The sequence below is a fragment of the Modestobacter lapidis genome (genome assembly GCF_054780755.1).
This window is the reverse complement of record NZ_BAAGVS010000013.1, coordinates 1-17,333: the sequence shown is the minus strand read 5'-3', so window position 1 is coordinate 17,333 and position 17,333 is coordinate 1. Positions and strand designations below refer to the sequence as shown.

16 protein-coding genes are annotated in these 17,333 nt (G+C 74.8%); 5 read left to right on the top strand and 11 right to left on the bottom strand.

Annotation, left to right across the window (positions count from 1 at the left end):
- Window positions 1-77 precede the first annotated feature (77 nt).
- From ACYVG5_RS13855 to ACYVG5_RS13830, 6 genes are all read right to left on the bottom strand, one after another.
- Window positions 78-998, bottom strand: coding sequence for an endonuclease domain-containing protein (locus tag ACYVG5_RS13855; RefSeq protein WP_222049938.1), 921 nt, complete (start codon window positions 996-998; stop codon window positions 78-80).
- 157 nt (window positions 999-1,155) lie between these two features.
- Window positions 1,156-2,199: a methylmalonyl Co-A mutase-associated GTPase MeaB gene (meaB, locus tag ACYVG5_RS13850; RefSeq protein ID WP_222049939.1), complete on the bottom strand. Its 1,044-nt coding sequence runs from the start codon at window positions 2,197-2,199 to the stop codon at window positions 1,156-1,158.
- Window positions 2,196-4,406, bottom strand: a complete 2,211-nt coding sequence (scpA, locus tag ACYVG5_RS13845; RefSeq protein WP_222049940.1) for a methylmalonyl-CoA mutase — start codon at window positions 4,404-4,406, stop codon at window positions 2,196-2,198. Before scpA ends, meaB begins: the two co-directional genes overlap by 4 nt.
- Entirely contained in the window at window positions 4,403-6,370 is a 1,968-nt protein-coding gene (locus tag ACYVG5_RS13840) for a methylmalonyl-CoA mutase subunit beta (RefSeq protein WP_246630849.1), read from the bottom strand. Before ACYVG5_RS13840 ends, scpA begins: the two co-directional genes overlap by 4 nt.
- Window positions 6,371-6,412: 42 nt before the next feature.
- A complete protein-coding gene (locus ACYVG5_RS13835) occupies window positions 6,413-7,648 on the bottom strand; it encodes an amidohydrolase (RefSeq protein ID WP_222049941.1) in 1,236 nt (411 codons plus the stop codon).
- Window positions 7,645-8,793 carry a glutamate--cysteine ligase gene (locus tag ACYVG5_RS13830; protein ID WP_222049942.1) on the bottom strand — a complete coding sequence of 383 codons (1,149 nt, stop codon included), beginning with the start codon at window positions 8,791-8,793 and terminating at the stop codon, window positions 7,645-7,647. The genes ACYVG5_RS13835 and ACYVG5_RS13830 overlap by 4 nt, the downstream gene beginning before the upstream one ends.
- Window positions 8,794-8,847: 54 nt before the next feature.
- On the opposite strand from ACYVG5_RS13830, the gene ACYVG5_RS13825 reads away from it, so the two are divergent.
- The 4 genes from ACYVG5_RS13825 to ACYVG5_RS13810 all read left to right on the top strand — a co-directional run bounded on the left by ACYVG5_RS13825 (window position 8,848) and on the right by ACYVG5_RS13810 (window position 12,573).
- Window positions 8,848-9,666, top strand: coding sequence for a purine-nucleoside phosphorylase (locus tag ACYVG5_RS13825; RefSeq protein ID WP_460683258.1), 819 nt, complete (start codon window positions 8,848-8,850; stop codon window positions 9,664-9,666).
- A 146-nt stretch (window positions 9,667-9,812) separates the two neighbouring features.
- Window positions 9,813-10,670 carry an NAD-dependent epimerase/dehydratase family protein gene (locus ACYVG5_RS13820; protein WP_222049943.1) on the top strand — a complete coding sequence of 286 codons (858 nt, stop codon included), beginning with the start codon at window positions 9,813-9,815 and terminating at the stop codon, window positions 10,668-10,670.
- Window positions 10,667-12,340, top strand: a complete 1,674-nt coding sequence (locus ACYVG5_RS13815) for a phospho-sugar mutase (protein WP_460683257.1) — start codon at window positions 10,667-10,669, stop codon at window positions 12,338-12,340. Before ACYVG5_RS13820 ends, ACYVG5_RS13815 begins: the two co-directional genes overlap by 4 nt.
- Window positions 12,337-12,573 (top strand): HAD family hydrolase, encoded by a 237-nt coding sequence (locus ACYVG5_RS13810; RefSeq protein WP_222049944.1) that lies wholly within the window; start codon window positions 12,337-12,339, stop codon window positions 12,571-12,573. The genes ACYVG5_RS13815 and ACYVG5_RS13810 overlap by 4 nt, the downstream gene beginning before the upstream one ends.
- A 47-nt stretch (window positions 12,574-12,620) precedes the next feature.
- Here the strand turns inward: ACYVG5_RS13810 and ACYVG5_RS13805 are convergent, their stop codons facing one another.
- From ACYVG5_RS13805 to ACYVG5_RS13790, 4 genes are all read right to left on the bottom strand, one after another.
- A complete protein-coding gene (locus ACYVG5_RS13805; RefSeq protein WP_222049945.1) occupies window positions 12,621-13,100 on the bottom strand; it encodes a DUF805 domain-containing protein in 480 nt (159 codons plus the stop codon).
- 144 nt (window positions 13,101-13,244) lie between these two features.
- Complete coding sequence (locus ACYVG5_RS13800; protein WP_222049947.1) at window positions 13,245-14,135, bottom strand: Gfo/Idh/MocA family protein; 891 nt, start codon at window positions 14,133-14,135, stop codon at window positions 13,245-13,247.
- Window positions 14,135-14,758 carry a uracil phosphoribosyltransferase gene (gene upp, locus ACYVG5_RS13795; RefSeq protein WP_222049948.1) on the bottom strand — a complete coding sequence of 208 codons (624 nt, stop codon included), beginning with the start codon at window positions 14,756-14,758 and terminating at the stop codon, window positions 14,135-14,137. Before upp ends, ACYVG5_RS13800 begins: the two co-directional genes overlap by 1 nt.
- Before the next feature lie 31 nt (window positions 14,759-14,789).
- On the bottom strand, window positions 14,790-16,277 hold the full coding sequence (locus tag ACYVG5_RS13790; protein WP_222049949.1) for an AAA family ATPase: 1,488 nt from the start codon (window positions 16,275-16,277) through the stop codon (window positions 14,790-14,792).
- 272 nt (window positions 16,278-16,549) lie between these two features.
- Between ACYVG5_RS13790 and ACYVG5_RS13785 the strand changes: the two genes are divergently transcribed.
- The gene (locus ACYVG5_RS13785) at window positions 16,550-16,957 is read left to right on the top strand and encodes a hypothetical protein (protein WP_222049950.1); all 408 of its coding nucleotides are present in this window, start codon (window positions 16,550-16,552) and stop codon (window positions 16,955-16,957) included.
- 95 nt (window positions 16,958-17,052) lie between these two features.
- On the opposite strand, the gene ACYVG5_RS13780 is transcribed toward ACYVG5_RS13785, so the two are convergent.
- Window positions 17,053-17,333: HNH endonuclease signature motif containing protein (locus tag ACYVG5_RS13780; RefSeq protein WP_460683256.1), on the bottom strand; the 281-nt coding region annotated here is incomplete at its 5' end.

The window sequence follows — 17,333 nt, the reverse complement described above, 5'->3', positions numbered from 1 at the left end:
ATGGAGCTCGGGGACCGACACACCGCCACATCTCGGCGCGGCGCTCCCCGAACTCGATGATCACGCCTTCAGGTGGCTCAGCAGGGCAGCCATGGGCGGTCGGCAGGCGGTGCCATCCCGATCGCCCGGGCCGCCGTCAGCACCATCGCCCGCGGCCGCCGGTACACATCGAGGTCGGTGACGTGGACCAGGGACCATCCCTGCTCGCGCACCCAGTTGGCGCGCTCCCGGTCATCGCGCAACTGCTCGCGGGTCATGTGCGACTCCAGCCCGTCGTACTCCGCGCCGACTCGCGGCTCGCGCCACCCGACGTCCAGCCGACGGCGGGTGCGACCGTTGCGGAGTTCTACCTGCAGATCCGGAGCGGGCAGTCCGCCGTCGAGATACCGCCAGCGCATCCGGGACTCCATCGGCGACTCCGACCGGCCATCTGCGTACGGCAGCAGCCCCCGCAGCCGGACGACCGACCGCAGCCCCGCCTGCGCTGCTGCCGCGGCTGCGAGCTCGAGCGGGGTGCACCGGTCGGTGGCCAGCGCGAGGTCCAGCGTCGCCAGACCGTCCACCGGACGCCCGAGCCGGACGACGTCGCACGCCGTCCGGGCCGGTGGCGTGCACCACACGCCGTCGACCAGCACCGCGTCGTCGGTGCCCAGGAAGGAGGGGTGGACCTGGATTCCCGACCGGCGGCGATTGGCCAGCGACGCCGGTCCGAGGAAGTGAACGTCGTCGTTCGCGTGCAGGGCGAAGCCCCACAGGGTCGCTGCGGTGGTGTGGCAGGCGACCAGATCGGGGCCCACCACGAGCGCGGCAGCGCGAACGGTGGCCGCAGGTGAGTCGGGCAGCTCCCCGTCCACGAGCACGCCGCGCCAGCGGCTCCGCCGCCACCTCCCCTCGCGGACCAGCCGGCGCACCTCGGCGTCGGAGCAGCAGTCCAGCGCCTGGGCGACGGTGAAGACCCCGCCCTGGGCGGCCACGGTGCGGTAGAAGCCGAAGTCCACTGCGGCAGGGTCGTGGCACGGAGCCCGCCGCCGGCCGGTCGCGCCCGGTCTGGGGACGAGCGGGGCTCCTGTGGACAGCGCCTTCCCCGCCGTGATCATGGAACTGGAGAAGTGACACGCCGCAGTCAGCCGGCGCGGCGCTCCCCGAACCCCATGATCACGGCGGAGTGGTGGGGGTGGCGCCGAGAAACGCGTCCAGGAGCTGCCGGGCCGCCAGCGCCGGGGTCAGCTCCCCGGCCAGCACCGCCCGCTCCAACTCCGGGGCCACCGACCGGACGGCGGGGTGGGCGCGCAGCCGGTGCTCCAGCCCGTCGCGCACCATCCCCCATGTCCAGCGCACCTGCTGGGCCCGGCGCCGCTCCTCGAGGGCGCCGGAGGCGCGCATCCGGTCCTGGTGCTCGAGCACCTTCGCCCACACCTCGTCCAGCCCGGCACCGCTGAGCCCGGAGCAGGTGAGCACCGGAACCGCCCAGCCGTCCGCCCCTCGACCGCGCAGCATCCGGATGGCACCGCCGAGCTCCCGCGCGGCCGTGCGCGCGTCCACCTCGCCCGGGCCGTCGGCCTTGTTCACCGCGATGACGTCGGCGATCTCCAGGATGCCGCGCTTGATGCCCTGCAGCTGGTCACCGGTGCGGGCCAGGGCGAGGAAGAGGAACGAGTCGACCATCTCCGCCACGGTGACCTCGGACTGGCCCACGCCGACGGTCTCGACCAGGACGACGTCGTAACCGGCGGCCTCCACCACCACCATCGACTCACGGGTCGCCTGGGCCACCCCGCCCAGCGTGCCGGCGGTCGGCGAGGGCCGGATGAAGGCGTGCGGGTCGACGGCCAGCCGCGCCATCCGGGTCTTGTCGCCGAGGATCGAGCCGCCGGAGCGGGCTGACGACGGGTCGACGGCCAGCACCGCGACCCGGGAACCGGCCGCGGTCAACGTCGTCCCGAGGGTGTCGATGAACGTCGACTTGCCCACGCCCGGCACGCCGCTGATGCCCACCCGGCGGGCTCCCCCGGCGTCCGGCAGCAGCTCCACGAGCAGCTGCTGGGCGGCCTCCCGGTGGTCGGCGCGGCGGGACTCCAGCAGGGTGATGGAGCGGGCCACCGCCCGCCGGTCGCCGGCGCGGACTCCCTCGGCGAGCGCGGCGACGTCGACGGCGCGTCCAGCCGGGGGGCCAAAGTCGCGACTTTGGCCCCCCGTCACGGGTGACCGAGGCGCTGGGCGAGGGTGCGGAGCAGCTCCTGCGCCGCCTCGGCGATCACCGTGCCGGGCGGGAAGACCGCCGCGGCACCCATCTCCCGCAGCGTGGGCACGTCGGCGGGTGGCACCACCCCGCCGACCACGATGAGCACGTCGTCGGCACCGAGGTCGACCAGCGCCTGCCGCAGGGCCGGGACCAGGGTGAGGTGGCCGGCGGCCAGCGAGGAGACGCCGACGACGTGCACGTCGGCCTCCACGGCCTGCCGGGCGACCTCCTCCGGGGTCTGGAACAGCGGGCCGACGTCGACGTCGAACCCGAGGTCGGCGAAGGCCGTGGCGATCACCTTCTGGCCGCGGTCGTGCCCGTCCTGGCCCATCTTGGCCACCAGGATCCGTGGGCGGCGTCCCTCGGCCTCGGCGAACTCCGCGGCCATCGCGCGGGTCTCCGCCACGGCGCCGTCCTTTCCTGCCTCGTCGCGGTAGATACCGGAGATGGTGCGCACCTGACCGGCGTGCCGCCCGTAGACGGTCTCCAGCGCGTCGGAGATCTCACCCACGGTGGCCTTCGCCCGGGCGGCGTCGACGGCGAGCTTCAGCAGGTTGGCGTCCAGGTCGTCGCCCCGCCGTCCCCCGGCCGCCGCGCGGGCCGCGTCGGTGAGCCGGGCCAGCGTCTCCTGCACCGCGCGCGGGTCGCGCTCGGCCCGCAGCCGCTCGAGCTTGGCCTGCTGCTGGGCGAGCACGTCGGCGTTGTCGACGCGCAGCACGTCGACGGCCTCGTCGGCGGCCACCCGGTACTTGTTGACGCCGATCACCGGCTGCCGGCCGGAGTCGATCCGGGCCTGGGTGCGCGCGGCGGCCTCCTCGATGCGCATCTTCGGGATGCCGTCGTCGATGGCCTGGGCCATGCCGCCGTGCGCCTTGACCTCCTGGATGTGCGCCCACGCGCGCCGGGCCAGGTCGTAGGTCAGCCGCTCGACGTAGGCCGAACCACCCCACGGGTCGATGACCCGCGTCGTCCCGGACTCCTGCTGGAGCAGCAGTTGGGTGTTGCGGGCGATCCGGGCGGAGAAGTCGGTGGGTAGCGCGAGCGCCTCGTCGAGGGCGTTGGTGTGCAGCGACTGGGTGTGCCCCTGGGTGGCGGCCATCGCCTCCAGGCAGGTGCGGACGACGTTGTTGTAGACGTCCTGCGCGGTCAGCGACCAGCCCGAGGTCTGGCAGTGGGTGCGCAGCGACATCGACTTCGGGTTTCTCCCGCCGGCCTCCTGGACCAGCTTGGCCCACAGCAGCCGGCCGGCCCGCAGCTTGGCGACCTCCATGAAGAAGTTCATCCCGATGGCCCAGAAGAAGCTCAACCGCGGCGCGAAGGCGTCGACGTCCAGCCCGGCGTCCCGGCCGGCCTGCAGGTACTCCACGCCGTCGGCCAGCGTGTACGCCAGCTCGAGGTCGGCCGTCGCCCCAGCCTCCTGGATGTGGTATCCGGAGATGGAGATCGAGTTGAACCGCGGCATCTGCGCCGAGGTGAACGCGAAGATGTCGCTGATGATCTGCATCGAGGGCTGGGGCGGGTAGATGTAGGTGTTGCGGACCATGAACTCCTTGAGGATGTCGTTCTGGATCGTCCCCGTGAGCTGCTCCGGCTCCACCCCCTGCTCCTCGGCCGCCACGATGTAGAGCGCCAGCACCGGCAGGACGGCGCCGTTCATCGTCATCGAGACGCTCATCCGGTCCAGCGGGATGCCATCGAACAGCTCCCGCATGTCCAGGATCGAGTCGATGGCCACCCCGGCCATCCCGACGTCGCCGACCACCCGCGGGTGGTCGGAGTCGTAGCCGCGGTGGGTGGGCAGGTCGAAGGCGATCGACAGGCCCTTCTGCCCGGCGGCCAGGTTGCGCCGGTAGAAGGCGTTGGACTCCTTGGCGGTGGAGAACCCGGCGTACTGCCGGACCGTCCACGGCTGGGTCGTGTACATCGCCGGGTAGGGCCCGCGCAGGTAGGGCGCGATGCCCGGGAAGGTGCCGAGGAAATCGACGTCGGCCAGGTCGGCGGGAGTGAACAGCGGCGGGACGTCGATGCCCTCCGGGGTGTGCCAGGTCGCCTCGCCTACGTCCCGCCCGGTGGCGTCGGCGTAGGCCTTGGCCCAGTCGTCCGGGGTCGCGTCGGCCGCCGGCGCGCCGAGCTCCAGCCCGCCGAAGTCGGGGATCGCGCTCATGCCCGCACCTCCTGATCCTGCGGACCGCCAAAATGGCCATTTTGGCGGACGGCCAGTTGCTCGTGCACCGCCCGGAGGACGGCGAGGGCGTCACACCCGGCGAACACGTGGCCGTCGACGCCGTCCACCGCCAGGGACTCCTTCCCGGCGAGCCACACCTGCCTCGCCCCGGCCCCCCGGAGCTGCGCGGCCAGGTCGGCCGCGGATCCCTCGTACTCGCGGTCGGTGCCGCAGATGCAGGCGACCGTCGTCCGCGCCGTCGGGAAGCCGCCCGCGCCGTCGCCGGTGGGGGTGCGCAGGCCGCCGGCGGCGAACAGGTTGGCGGCGAAGCCGGCCCGGGCGGTGTGCCGGGCCACCGGGCCGAGCGTCGCGAGGTACACGCCGGGACGGGGCTCGGCGCCCTCCGCCCGGTCGCGCAGCTCCTCGAAGGCGGCGGCGGCCCGCACCCGGGGCAGCCCACCCGGCGCGGGCGGGAGCACCTCGGGCGTGGAACGGCGGGCCGGCAGCACCTCGGTGGGGTTCGGGAACTCGCTGACCCCGGTGACCGCCTCGGTGCGGGTGGCCAGCCGCTGCGACCGCTCGTCCCAGGCGGCGGCGATCCGGTCGGCCACCAGACCGGCGGACAGCGCGGCGGGCAGCCCGCCGGCCCGTTCGATCTCGGTGAACCACGCCCACGCCGCCTGGGCGAGCGACTCGGTGAGCGACTCGACGTACCAGGACCCGCCGGCCGGGTCGAGCACGCGGGCCAGGTGGCCCTCCTCGACCAGCAGACTCTGGGTGTTGCGCGCGATCCGGCGGGCGAAGGCATCGGGCAACCCGAGCGCGGCGTCGAAGGGCTGCACGGTGACGACGTCGGCCCCGCCCACGCCCGCGGCGAAGCAGGCCACCGTGGTGCGCAGCATGTTCACCCAGGGGTCGTGCCGGGTGACCATCACGTCGGAGGTGACCGCGTGCTGGCGTTGCGCCCGCGCCCGCGGCGACGCCCCGCTGGCCTGCCCGACCCGGTCCCAGAGCCGGCGGGCGGCCCGCAGCGCGGCGATGGTGGTGAACTGGTCGGCGGTGGCCGACAGCCGGAAGTCCAGCTGGCCGAACGCCTCGTCGACGCTCAGCCCGCCCTCGGTCAGCGCCCGCAGGTAGGCGACGCCGGCGGCCAGCGCGCAGCCCAGCTCCTCCACCGCCGAGGCCCCGGCGTCGGCGAACACCGTGCCGTCGACGACGACCGTCCGCAGCCCGGGATGCGACATCGCCCGCCGGGCCACCGCCGCCAGGCCGGTGAGGTCCTGCTCCTCCCCCGAGGCGGCGTGCACGCCGAGCGGGTCGAGCCCGAGCGAGCCACCGGGAGCGAGGTCGGTGCGTCCCTCGACGAGCGAGAGAAACGCCTCGGCGGCCGGCCGGCGGCCCTGCACGGTCACCGGGGCGAGGTCGAGCAGGACGTCGGCGAGCACCTCACCGAGCGCGTCCACCGGGACCGCCCCCTCGCCGAGCACCAGCCAGAGCGAGGAGACGCCGTTCTCCAGGTCGGCGGCGACCGCCTCGCGGGTCAGCGCCACGTCCGGATCGGCGTGCCGCTGCCGCACGTCCCAGCCGCCGGGGACGTCCGGATCTGCCCCACCGGCCGCGGTCTCCCCGGCCGCACCGGGGCGTGCGCCGCGGACGAACGGCGGGAGACCGGGCACCCCGACCGCGGTGGGCAGGTCTCCGGCGTCCTCGACCGTGTAGAGCGGCGCGACGCGCACGCCGGTGGCCACGGTGGTGCGCAGCGCGTCCTCGACCGGGTCGGGGAGGTCGGTGCGACCGGCCTTGCGCAGCACGCCGGCGACGAGCTCGCGCCACTGGTCGCGGTCGGCGGCGGGGAACCCACCGGCGAGGCTGAGCTCCTCCGGTGTGGGGGGCTCGGCGGGGACCTCGGCGTCGATAGAGGTCTCGGGCGGGCTCGGCTCGTGCTGCTCGGTCGAGCTCATCATCGGGGTCACCGGCTCTCGTGGACGGGTGGTGCTGGTGCAGGTCTACCGCATGCGCTCGGCACCGGAGGCGGCCGCGGGCGGCACCGCGCGGGCGGCCAGCGCGCCCAGGGCGGCGTGGGCCAGCAGCCGCACCCCGACGCCGATGGCCCGCTCGTCGACGTCGAAGGTGCCGCGGTGCAGGTCGAGCGGCGCGCCGCCGCCGTGCGTCCCGAGCCGGGCCAGCGCGATCGGCACCCGTTCGGCGAACCAGCCGAAGTCCTCGCCGCCCATGCTCTGCGGGGACAGGACGACGCCGTCCGCGCCGACCGTCTGCACCGCCGCCGCGCGCAGCAGGGCGACACCGCGCGGATCGTTGACCACCGGGGGCACCCCGCGCACGTACTCGACCGCCACCGCGGCGCCGCTGCCGGCCGCGACCTGGTCGACCAGCCCGCGGATCAGGCCCTCGGCGGACTCCCAGACGTCGCGGTCCAGCACTCGCAGGGTGCCCCGGAGCAGGCCGGTCTCCGGGATGGCGTTGGGCGCGACCCCGGCGCTGACCGCGCCCCAGACCAGCGACATGCCCGCCCGCGGGTCGACCAGCCGGGACAGCAGGCCCGGCACCTCGGTGACCACCCGGCCCAGCGCGTGCACCAGGTCGACGGTCAGCTGCGGGCGGGCGGTGTGCCCGCCGGGCCCGTTGAGCGTGACCTCCACCCGGTCGCAGGCGGCGGTGATCGAGCCGGTGCGCAGCCCCACCCGGCCCACCGGCACGGACGGGTCGCAGTGCAGCGCGAAGGCGCCGATGGCGCCGTCCAGCACGCCCTGCTGGACCACCTGCCATCCCCCACCGGGAACCTGCTCCTCGGCGGGCTGGAAGACGCAGCGGACGGTGCCGGGCAGGTCCGGCTGCCCGGCGAGGGCGAGCGCGACGCCGAGCAGCACGGTGCTGTGCACGTCGTGCCCGCAGGCGTGGCAGAGGCCCGCGCGGGTCGAGGCGTACTCGACGTCCTTGAGGTCGGCCAGCGGCAGCGCGTCGATGTCGGCGCGCAGCACCACGACCGGGCTCCCGGCGTCCGCCCCCGGCCCGACGTCGCAGACCAGCCCGGTGCCACCGGCCAGCCGGCGCGGCTGCAGCCCGGCGGCCCGCAGGCGCTGCTCGAGGAAGGCGGTGGTCTCGTACTCGGCGAACCCGAGCTCGGGGTGGGCGTGCAGGTGCCGGCGGACGGCGACCAGCTCGGCGTCGTGCTCGGCGGCCCAGGTGTCGATCGCGGGCCCGGCGCCCGCAGCCGCCGTCACGCCGGCGCCGCACCGGGCAGGTCGTCGCGCAGCTCGGCCACCAGGCTGTCGACGACCGGGCACAGGTCGCCGTCGTGCGCCGCGGCCACCGCCCGCTGCCGCTGGTAGGAAGCCCCCACCTCCAGGACCCGCCGCACGTCGGCCAGCTCGTCGGCACACCCCAGCCGCCCGGCGGTCGGCGTCAGCTCCTCGACCAGGTCGGCGATCGCCTGCCGGACCGGGAGCGCGGTGCCCTTGTCGTCGACGACGATGTCGGCGTCCAGCCCGTAGCGCACTGCGCGCCACTTGTTCTCCCGCGCGATCCAGTCCGCCGGCGAGGGCAGCGTGTAGCCCCGGTCGATCTCCTGGTCGAACTTCTCCACCAGGCACTGCGCCAGCGCCGCGACCAGGCCGATCTCGGTGAGCGTGGGCAACCCGTCGCAGATCCGCAGCTCGACGGTGCCGAAGTCGGGGTGCGGGCGGATGTCCCACCACACCTCCCGGACGCTCTCGATGGCGCCGGCCCGGATCAGCGTGTCCATGTACTCCTCGAACTCCGCCCAGTCGGCGAGCTGGTAGGGCAGCCCCGCCGTGGGCATGCCCTCGAAGACCTTGGTGCGGGCCGAGGCCAGCCCGGTGTCGCAACCGGACCAGAACGGCGAGGACGCCGACAGCGCGAGGAAGTGCGGCACGTACTGGGTCAGCGCGTTGACGATCGGGATGACCTTGTCCGGCGAGCGGACGCCGACGTGCACGTGCACCCCGAAGATCTGCAGCCGGCGGGCCGGCCACTGCATCCGCTGCACCAGCTCGGTGTAGCGGTCCTTGGGCGAGATCTGCTGGGTGTCCCACCGGGTGAACGGGTGGCTGCCCGCGCACATCAGCGACAGCCCGTGCCGCTCGGCGAGCGGGGCGACCTCGGCCAGCGTGCCGGCCAGGTCGGCCTTCGCCTCGGCGACCGTGCCGCAGATACCGGTGATGATCTCGATCGTCGACTGCAGCAGTTCGTGCTTGGCCTTGGGGTGCTCCTCGGCGCCCTCGGGCCGCAGCTCGGCGAGGATCTCGGTGGCGCCGGCGGTCAGCTCGCGGGTCTGCGGGTCGACGAGCTGCAGCTCCCACTCGACCCCCAGGCTCGAGCGCTCGGAGGAGTGGAAGGGGATCGGCACCCCGTGATCGTAGGTTCGCCGACGATCCTCCGCCGCCCTTCCTATGCTCCGGGGGTGAGCGAGCCCACGCCCCTGCCCCCGAACGACCCCGCCGCCCGGGCGGACCGTGCCGCCGAGGACCTGACCACCGCACTCGGCGGCGGGCACGACGTCGCCGTCGTCATGGGGTCGGGCTGGGCGCCGGCCGCCGCGGCGTTCGGCCCGGCGTCGGCCGCGGTCGAGATGGCCCAGGTGCACGGCTTCACCGCACCCACCGTCACCGGTCACGGCGGCGAGATCCGCTCGGTGCGGGTCGGTGAGCGCAGGGTGCTGCTGTTCCTCGGCCGCACCCACCTGTACGAGGGGCTGGGCGTCGAGCCGGTGGTGCACGGCATCCGCACCGCAGCCGCGGCCGGGGTGCGCACGGTCGTGCTGACCAACGCCGCCGGCGGGCTCTCCCCCGACCACCGCGTCGGCATGCCGGTGCTGATCAGCGACCACCTGAACCTCACCGCCCGCTCCCCGCTGGTCGGCGCCACGTTCGTCGACCTGACCGACCTGTACTCGGCCCGGCTCCGGACGCTGGCCCGCGAGGTCGACCCGTCGCTGACCGAGGGGGTCTACGCCGCGCTGCCCGGCCCGCACTTCGAGACCCCGGCCGAGATCCGGATGCTGACCACCCTGGGCGCGGACCTGGTCGGCATGTCCACCGCGCTGGAGGCGATCGCCGCCCGCGCCGCCGGGCTGGAGGTGCTGGGGCTGTCACTGGTCACCAACGCCGCGGCCGGGGTCACCGGGGAGGCGCTGGACCACCTCGAGGTGCTGGCCGCCGGCCGGTCCGCCGCCGGGCAGCTCGGGCAGTTCCTGGTCCAGCTGATCGGGCGTTTGCCGTGAGCGGACAGGGGCGCGAGCATCGCAGCGAGGGCCGGAGCCGACAGGGAGTGAGCATCGCAGCGAGCCCTGCGAGCGAGGAGCGGAGCGACCGCGGAGGCGACCCGCGTCATGGAGCGAGGAGCGGAGCGCCCCGCGGGAGCGAACCGATGGGCACCGTGACGACGGGCCCAGTCCTGGTCACCGGCGCGGCGGGGCTGATCGGCGGCTGGCTGCGCGCCGGCCTGCCCGAGCGGGGCTGGGGGCTGCGCAGCCTGGACGTCGTCCCGCTCGCCGAGGTGCGCCCGGGCGAGGAGCAGGTGGTCGCCGACGTCACCGACCTCGCGGCGATGGTGGACGCCGCCGCCGGGGCCTCCGCCGTCGTCCACCTGGCCGGCATCGCCACCGAGTCGACCTGGCCGGCCATCAGCCACACGAACATCGAGGGCACGTACTGCGCGCTCGAGGCCGCCCGCCGGGCCGGGGTGCCGCGCGTGGTGCTGGCCAGCAGCAACCACGCCACCGGCTACACCCCGCGGCCGGCGGAGGGCCTGCTCGCCGAGGCCGACGCCCCGCACCGGCCCGACACCTACTACGGCGTCTCCAAGGCGACGATGGAGGCGCTCGGCTCGCTCTACGTCGACCGCTACGGCCTGGACGTCGTCTGCCTGCGGATCGGCAGCGCCTTCCCGGAGCCGACGACGGTCCGCCAGCTGTCCACCTGGTTGTCCCCCACCGACACGGTCGGGCTGGTCGACGCCGCGCTCACCGCGCCCTCCCCCGGCTTCGCCGTCGTCTGGGGCGTCTCGGACAACACCCGACGCTGGTGGGACCTCACCGCTGCCCGCGCGCTGGGCTACGAGCCGGTGGACGACGCCGAGTCCTTCGCCGCGGCGCTGCTCGAGGTGCACGGGCAGCCCGACCCCACCGACCCGGTGCACACCCGGGTGGGCGGCGAGTACGCGACCGAGGTGTTCGACGCCGAGCGGATCGAGGCCCGGCAGCCGGCCGCGCGGGACGAGCCGTGAGCGAGCTCGCGAGGTCACCCGTGGGCGCAGCCGACGTGCCGGCCCTCGCCCGGGCGTGGGCGGCCGACGACCCGCACCCCGGTGACCGCGCCGAGATCGAGGCGCTGATCGCCGCCGCCCGCACCGATGACACCGCCACCGCCGAGCTGACCCGGCGGTTCGCCGGCCCGCTGACCTTCGGGACAGCGGGGCTGCGCGGACCGCTGCGCGCCGGACCGGCCGGGATGAACGCCGCGGTGGTCACGCGCACCGCCGCCGGGCTCGCCCGGTACCTGGCCGACACCGGGCACGCCGGGGGCGGCGTGGTGATCGGCTTCGACGCCCGCCACCGCTCCGAGGAGTTCGCCCGGATCTCCGCCGGGGTGCTGACCGGCGCCGGGTTCGCGGTGTCGGTGCTGCCGCGGCCGCTGCCGACGCCGGTGCTGGCCTTCGCCGTCCGGCACCTGGGCGCGGTCGCCGGGATCATGGTCACTGCCAGCCACAACCCGCCGCTCGACAACGGGTACAAGGTCTACCTCGGCGACGGCGCCCAGCTGGTGCCGCCGGCCGACCGGGAGATCGAGGCGGCGATCCGGGCGGTCGGCCCGGCGCGGGAGGTCCCGCGCGGGGAGGACTGGACGACGCTGGGCGACGCCGTCGAGGACGACTACGTGACCGCGGTGCTGCGGGCGCTCGACCCCGGGCGGGTGGACGCCGGGGCGCGGAGCCGGCTCGTGGTCGCCTACACCGCGATGCACGGCGTGGGTGCGGCGACGACCCGACGGGTGTTCACCGCCGCGGGGTTCGCCCCGCTGCACGCGGTGGCCGAGCAGGACGTGCCGGATCCGGAGTTCCCCACCGTCGCCTTTCCGAACCCGGAGGAACCGGGGGCGGTCGACCGGCTGATCGCCGTCGCCGAGCGGGTGGGCGCGGACGTGGCGATCGCCGAGGACCCGGACGCCGACCGGTGCTCGGTGGTGTGCGGTGGCCGGCAGCTGACCGGCGACGAGGTGGGCGCGCTGCTCGCCGACTGGCTGCTGCGCCGCGGCGTGCGCGGCACCTTCGCGGCGTCGCTGGTCAGCGGCTCGCTGCTGGGCGAGCTGGCCCGGGCGCACGACGTGCCGTTCGCCGAGACCCCGACCGGGTTCAAGTGGATCATCCGGGCCGGGACGCCGGATGCGCCGCTGGTGTTCGGCTACGAGGAGGCGCTGGGCTACGCGGTGACGCCGACGGTCGCGCGGGACAAGGACGGCATCTCCGCGGCGTTGGCCGTCGCGCTGCTGGCTGCCGAACTGGCCACCGACGGGCGCACGCTCCTCGACCGGCTCGACGAGCTGGCCCGGGAGCACGGGTTGTTCGCCACCGGCCAGTACTCGGTGCGGGTGGCGGACCTGTCGGTGATCGCCGGGGCGATGGCCCGGCTACGGGCGCGGCCACCGGTGCAGCTGCTCGGCCGCCCGGTGGAGGCGACCGACCTGGCCGCGGCGGATCCGCCGGTGGACGCCGTCCGCCTGCACGGCGACGGCGTGCGGGTGGTGGTGCGGCCCAGCGGGACCGAGCCGAAGCTCAAGGCCTACCTGGAGACCGTCGTCCCGGTGCCCGACGACGCCGGGGTGCCGGCCGCCTGGGTCCGCGGTGCGGAGCAGCTGGACGGGCTGCGGACCGAGATGGCCGCGGCCCTGGAGCTGTGACGGTGGACGTCCGGGCGCTGGTGTTCGACGTGTTCGGCACGGTGGTCGACTGGCGCAGCGGGGTCGCCCGGGAGGTCCGCCGGCTGCTCGGGGAGGACGTCGACGCCCTCGCCCTGGCCGACGAGTGGCGGGGCCGGTACGCACCGTCGATGGACCGGGTGCGCCGCGGGGAGCTGCCCTGGACGCCGCTGGAGGAGCTGCACCGCACGTCCCTCGACGAGCTCGGGGCCTGAGCGGAAGCGAGCTCGCTGCCGTCACCGACTCCGGTGGACCGCCGTTCTCAACCCCAGTAGGGCGGTGCGGACGGCGGCGCGGTCGGCGGTCCTGACGGCGACGGCCCCGACGGTGGTGGTGCAGACGGCGGCGGGAACATCGGGTGCTGGGCCACCGGGCCGTCGTGCGCCGGGCCATAGCGGTTCGGGCCCGCGTCCCCGGGCAGGAGGCCGTTGAGGACGAACAGCGCCAGGCCGCCGACATAGGGCACCAGCCCCAGCAGCAGCCACCAGGCCGGCATGCCCCGGTCGTGCAGCCGGGCGACGCTGGCCGAGATCGACGCTGGAGCGGTCAGGAGCACCACCGTGGCGACCATCGGCCCGTAGGGCGAGCCACCGGCCGCGACCGCGTCGAGGTCGATGTTGCCCAGGGACAGGTCGGCGAACAGGCCCAGCAGGGCCAGACCGGTCAGCGGCAACGTGTACTGCAGCCACCAGGTGCGACGGTCGATGCGCCCACGGCGCAGGTACCACTGCGAGAAGCCCACCGGATCAGTGTCCCTGCTCCTGGCGCCTGCGCGGCGAGGTGGACGGCGGCGATCCGGCCGCGGGTCGGGACTGCACCGACAACCTCCCGGCCGAGTGGTCCCGGTCGTGGAGCCGAGTCGCCATCGCCGCGACACCTGGGCCGGTCATGACGCCACGGGCTCCCGGCCGCCGGAGCCCAGCGCGCGCTGCGCGGCCGCCAGCACCCGCACCACGTCCCGGCCGAAGGACACGTCGCAGGGGTGGGCGCCGCCGGTGAGGGCGGCCGCGGCCAGCTCGTCGACGGCGACCCGGTGCGCCTCGACCGGGTTCTCGAAGTCCGGCAGCAGCACCAGCCGGCCGGCGTCGCCATGCACCCAGGTCTCGATGCCGGTGGCCAGCGGGGCCACGGTGTGCGACAGCGTCACCGTGCTGGTCCGGCTCCCGAGGTGGGTGAGCACCAGGTGGACGGTGTCGCCCTGCCCCGCGCCGGCCTGCACGGTTTCGACCGGGCCCAGGGCGGGGACGAGCAGCGAGAGCGCGTGCGGGCCGATGTCCCACAGCGCCCCCTGCTCGTCGCGCCACGGGGAGTTCTCGAAGGGGCTGCCCGCGCGGGCACTCAGCCAGGTCATCGCCCCGCCGGCCAGCGTGGTGCGGCCGGCCTGCTCGAGCCAGGTGGAGGTCGCCGTCCGGAAGCGGGCGGTGAAGAAGACCACCGAGGCGACGCCGGCGGCCCCGGTCGCTGCCACGACCCTGTCGGCCGCCTCGGTCGAGAGGGCGATCGGCTTCTCCATCAGCAGGTGCTTGCCGGCGGTGGCGGCCCGCTCGGCGAGCGGCGCCTGCACGTGCGGGGGCAGCGCGATGCTGACTGCGTCGACGTCGGCCAGCAGGGCGTCGAGGTCGTCGGTGCCCGGGACGTCGAACTCCGCCCCCAGGCCCTTGGCCCTGGCCAGGTCGCGCCCCCATACGCCGATCAGCTCGGCGTCGGGGTGGCCGGCCAGCGAGGTGGCGTGCACGGTGCGGGCCCAGTGCCCGGTGCCCAGGACGGCGAAGCGCATCAGACCGCGCCGAACTGCCGGTCGCCGGCGTCCCCGAGGCCCGGGACGATGTAGGCCGAATCGTCGAGCCGCTCGTCGACGCTGGCGGTGAAGACCCGCAGCGGCAGCCCGCTCTCCTCCAGCCGGCGCAGGCCCTCGGGGGCGGCGAGGGCGCACAACACGGTGATCGCGGTGGCGCCGCGGCCGGTGAGCAGCCCGCAGCAGTGCACAAGCGAGCCCCCGGTGGCCAGCATCGGGTCGAGAACGAAGACCTCCCGGTCGACCAGCGACTCGGGCAGCGAGGCCATGTAGGCCTCCGGCTGGAAGGTGACCTCGTTGCGGGCGAGGCCGACGAAGCCCATCTGCGACTCCGGCAGCATGCCGTGCGCGGTGTCGGCCATGCCCAGGCCGGCCCGCAGCACGGGCACGATCAGCGGCGGTGCGGCCAGCCGGTAGCCGGTGGTGTCGGTGACCGGCGTGGTGATCGGCTCCTCGGCGACGGTGAGCTCGCGGGTGGCCTCGTAGACCAGCATCTGGGTGAGCTCACGCAGGGCGGCGCGGAACGCGGCGTTGTCGGTGCGCTCGTCGCGCATCCGCGACAGTCGGGCGCGGGCGAGCGGGTGGTCGACGACGGTCAGCTGCACGCCGCACACGCTATCGGCCGGGGCGGGTGCGTCACCTGCGGCGGCGTCCTCCGTGGCGCCCGGGGTGCGCGACCCACCCTGCCGGGGACGGCATCGGCGCGGGGCCGCCGTCGATCGGCGTCGCCGGGTCTCCGCCGACACCGAGCAGGGTGCGGGTGACCGACTGGGTGGAGTCGAGCAGGTCGTCGAGCGCGCGGGTCAGGTGCCGGCCGGTGACGGCGGTGAGCTCGCCGTCGTCGCGCAGGGCCTCGAGCACGGCCCGGCGCAGCAGCTCCTTCAGGAAGGAGGCGGTGACACCGTCGCTGCGCTCGACAGCCGCCTCGACGTCGGCGTCGGTGACCTGCAGCGGGACGTGCCGGCCGTAGAGCTCGAGCAGCCGCCGGCGGGCCCCGGCGTCGGGGAGGTCGATCTCGACGGCGACGTCGACCCGGCCGGGGCGGGCGGCCAGCGCGGGTTCGAGCAGGTCGGCCCGGTTGGTGGTCAGTACGAACAGCAGGTCGGCGTCGGCCGCGGCGCCGTCCATGGCGTCCAGCAGGTCGAACAGCACCGGGCTGCCGCCGGGTCCGAAGGACCGGTCGGCGGCGACGAGGTCGACGTCCTCCAGGACGACGACGGCGGGCTGGAGTTCCCGGGCCAGTTCGGTCACCGCCCCGACCACCCCCAGCGACCGGCCGGTGAGCACCAGGCGGGTGTACTCGGTCATCCGGCCGAGCAGGTAGCCGGCGGTGTGCGTCTTGCCCGTTCCCGGCGGGCCGAAGAGCAGCAGGCCACGCTTGAGGTGCTGGCCGGCCGCGACGAGCGCAGCCCGGTGCTCGGCGACCCCCAGGGCGTGCCGCTCGACCCGGTCCAGCACCGCCTCGGGCAGGACGACGTCGTCCCGGCCGGTGGTCGGTACGCCGAGGAAGTCCAGGCTGACCCCGCCCATCGCGGTCTGGGTCACCTCCAGCAGTTGCCCCCGGTAGACGTTCAGCCGGCGGCTCAGCCGCTCCAGGTCGCCCAGCACCGTCTGCGCCTGCCGGACCGGGAGCCCGGCGAGCTCGACGGTCAGCACGGGCTCGTGGTGGTCCGACGGCGCCTGCACCATCAGCACGTACCGGCCCAGGGAGTCGGTGACCACCAGCAGCGCCAGCCGCAGACAGGCCAGCGTCGAGTCCGGGCCGTTGGGGAGGTCCACCACGCCGGGCGCCGACAGCCGCAGCGGTGGCAGCGCCTCACCGCTGACCAGTTGCTGCAGCGAGATCCCGCCGAAGTGCGGAGGCAGGGCGATACCGCGGACCTCGACCCGCCGCCCCTCCTCGGCCGACCACGCGTCGAGCGCGGTCTGCAGGTTGACGTGCTCGAAGGGCGGCAGCTGCCGGGTCACCACCGACTGCGTCGGGCCGTCCTCCCCGAGCACCTCCTTGACCAGCGCGGCCACCTCGTTGCGCTCGCCCTCGGGTGCGTGCACCCAGGCCAGCAGCGACCGGACCGCCGCCGCAAAGTCCCGCGCTTCGGCCTCCGAGGCCCCGCCCTCCGACATGTGACCACCCATCCGTCCGGGAACCGCCCTGGTCCCAACGGCAGCGTAGGGGGCCGGTGAGCAGGCACAACCGAGATTGACGTCCGCCCTGACAGCGACGTCATGGCGATGCTCCGGCCGTGCGCGGACGACCGCTGAGCGAGACGACGAGGCCGTGGCCCGACTGCGCGGGTGGTCGCCGGGACGGCGAACGAAGCACGGCCCGAGGCCATGGCCCCGGGACACCCGACGGGCAGGCTGGTTCGGACCGGCCGACGCCGCAGGATGTAGCCGTGACCGGACTGCGGATGACCCTCACCGGCTCGTTACTGCTCTTCCAGGCAGCAGTCGAGGCGATCGCCAGCTTGGCAGCGCCCATGCTCATCGAAGGCATTGGCCCGCCGGACATACCACTTCTTCCATGGGAAACCGCCGACCTGCGTCGGGAGTCTGCCGCAGCGTCCTCAGCTCTGATCGTGCTGGCGGTTGTATCGATGACCGCCGGCATCGCTCGTCTGCGGCGGCGTGATGGCGGGTTGAACACGCTCGTTGCCGCTCACGCAGGCGGGGCGCTAGCCGTCGTCTGGTACGGCTCGCCGCTGCTGGGTGTGGTCATGCTGTCGACGGCGATCGGCTGGGCTGCAGTACTGCACGGCGACGCGCGACAGCCCGATGACTCAGCGAAACTCAGTCTGACCTGAGGCGCCGACCCTGGAGAAGTCTGAGCCCGCTCACCGCATCGGCTTGTGGGCGCCCGATGAGGCCGCGCCCACCAGCCCGTCCCTGGCCGGGCCGTTCAGGGGCAGCGGGGGCCGATGATGATCTCGGTGCCGTCGGGGCGGTAGGTGCGCCATCGGCCGTCGGGTGGTCGTTCGACCCGGAAGCCGTGGTGGACCTTGGTGTGGTGCCGTTCACAGAGGAGCGCTGAGTTCGTCAGGTTGGTCTCGCCACCGTGGATCCAGTGGATGAGGTGGTGCACGTCGCACCACCAGGTCGGTGCGTTGCAGCCGGCGAACACGCAGGCCTTGTCGCGCCGCTCGACGGCCTTCCGCAGGGCGGGGGTGACCACGCGGTGGT

Coding starts and splice junctions, on each gene's coding strand:
- ACYVG5_RS13800 (WP_222049947.1), bottom strand. CDS start 14,135: ATGCGCTTCGCCGTCCTGGGCACCGGGCACTGGGCCCGCACCGTGCAC.
- ACYVG5_RS13820 (WP_222049943.1), top strand. CDS start 9,813: ATGGGCACCGTGACGACGGGCCCAGTCCTGGTCACCGGCGCGGCGGGG.
- scpA (WP_222049940.1), bottom strand. CDS start 4,406: ATGAGCGCGATCCCCGACTTCGGCGGGCTGGAGCTCGGCGCGCCGGCG.
- ACYVG5_RS13840 (WP_246630849.1), bottom strand. CDS start 6,370: ATGATGAGCTCGACCGAGCAGCACGAGCCGAGCCCGCCCGAGACCTCT.
- ACYVG5_RS13790 (WP_222049949.1), bottom strand. CDS start 16,277: ATGTCGGAGGGCGGGGCCTCGGAGGCCGAAGCGCGGGACTTTGCGGCG.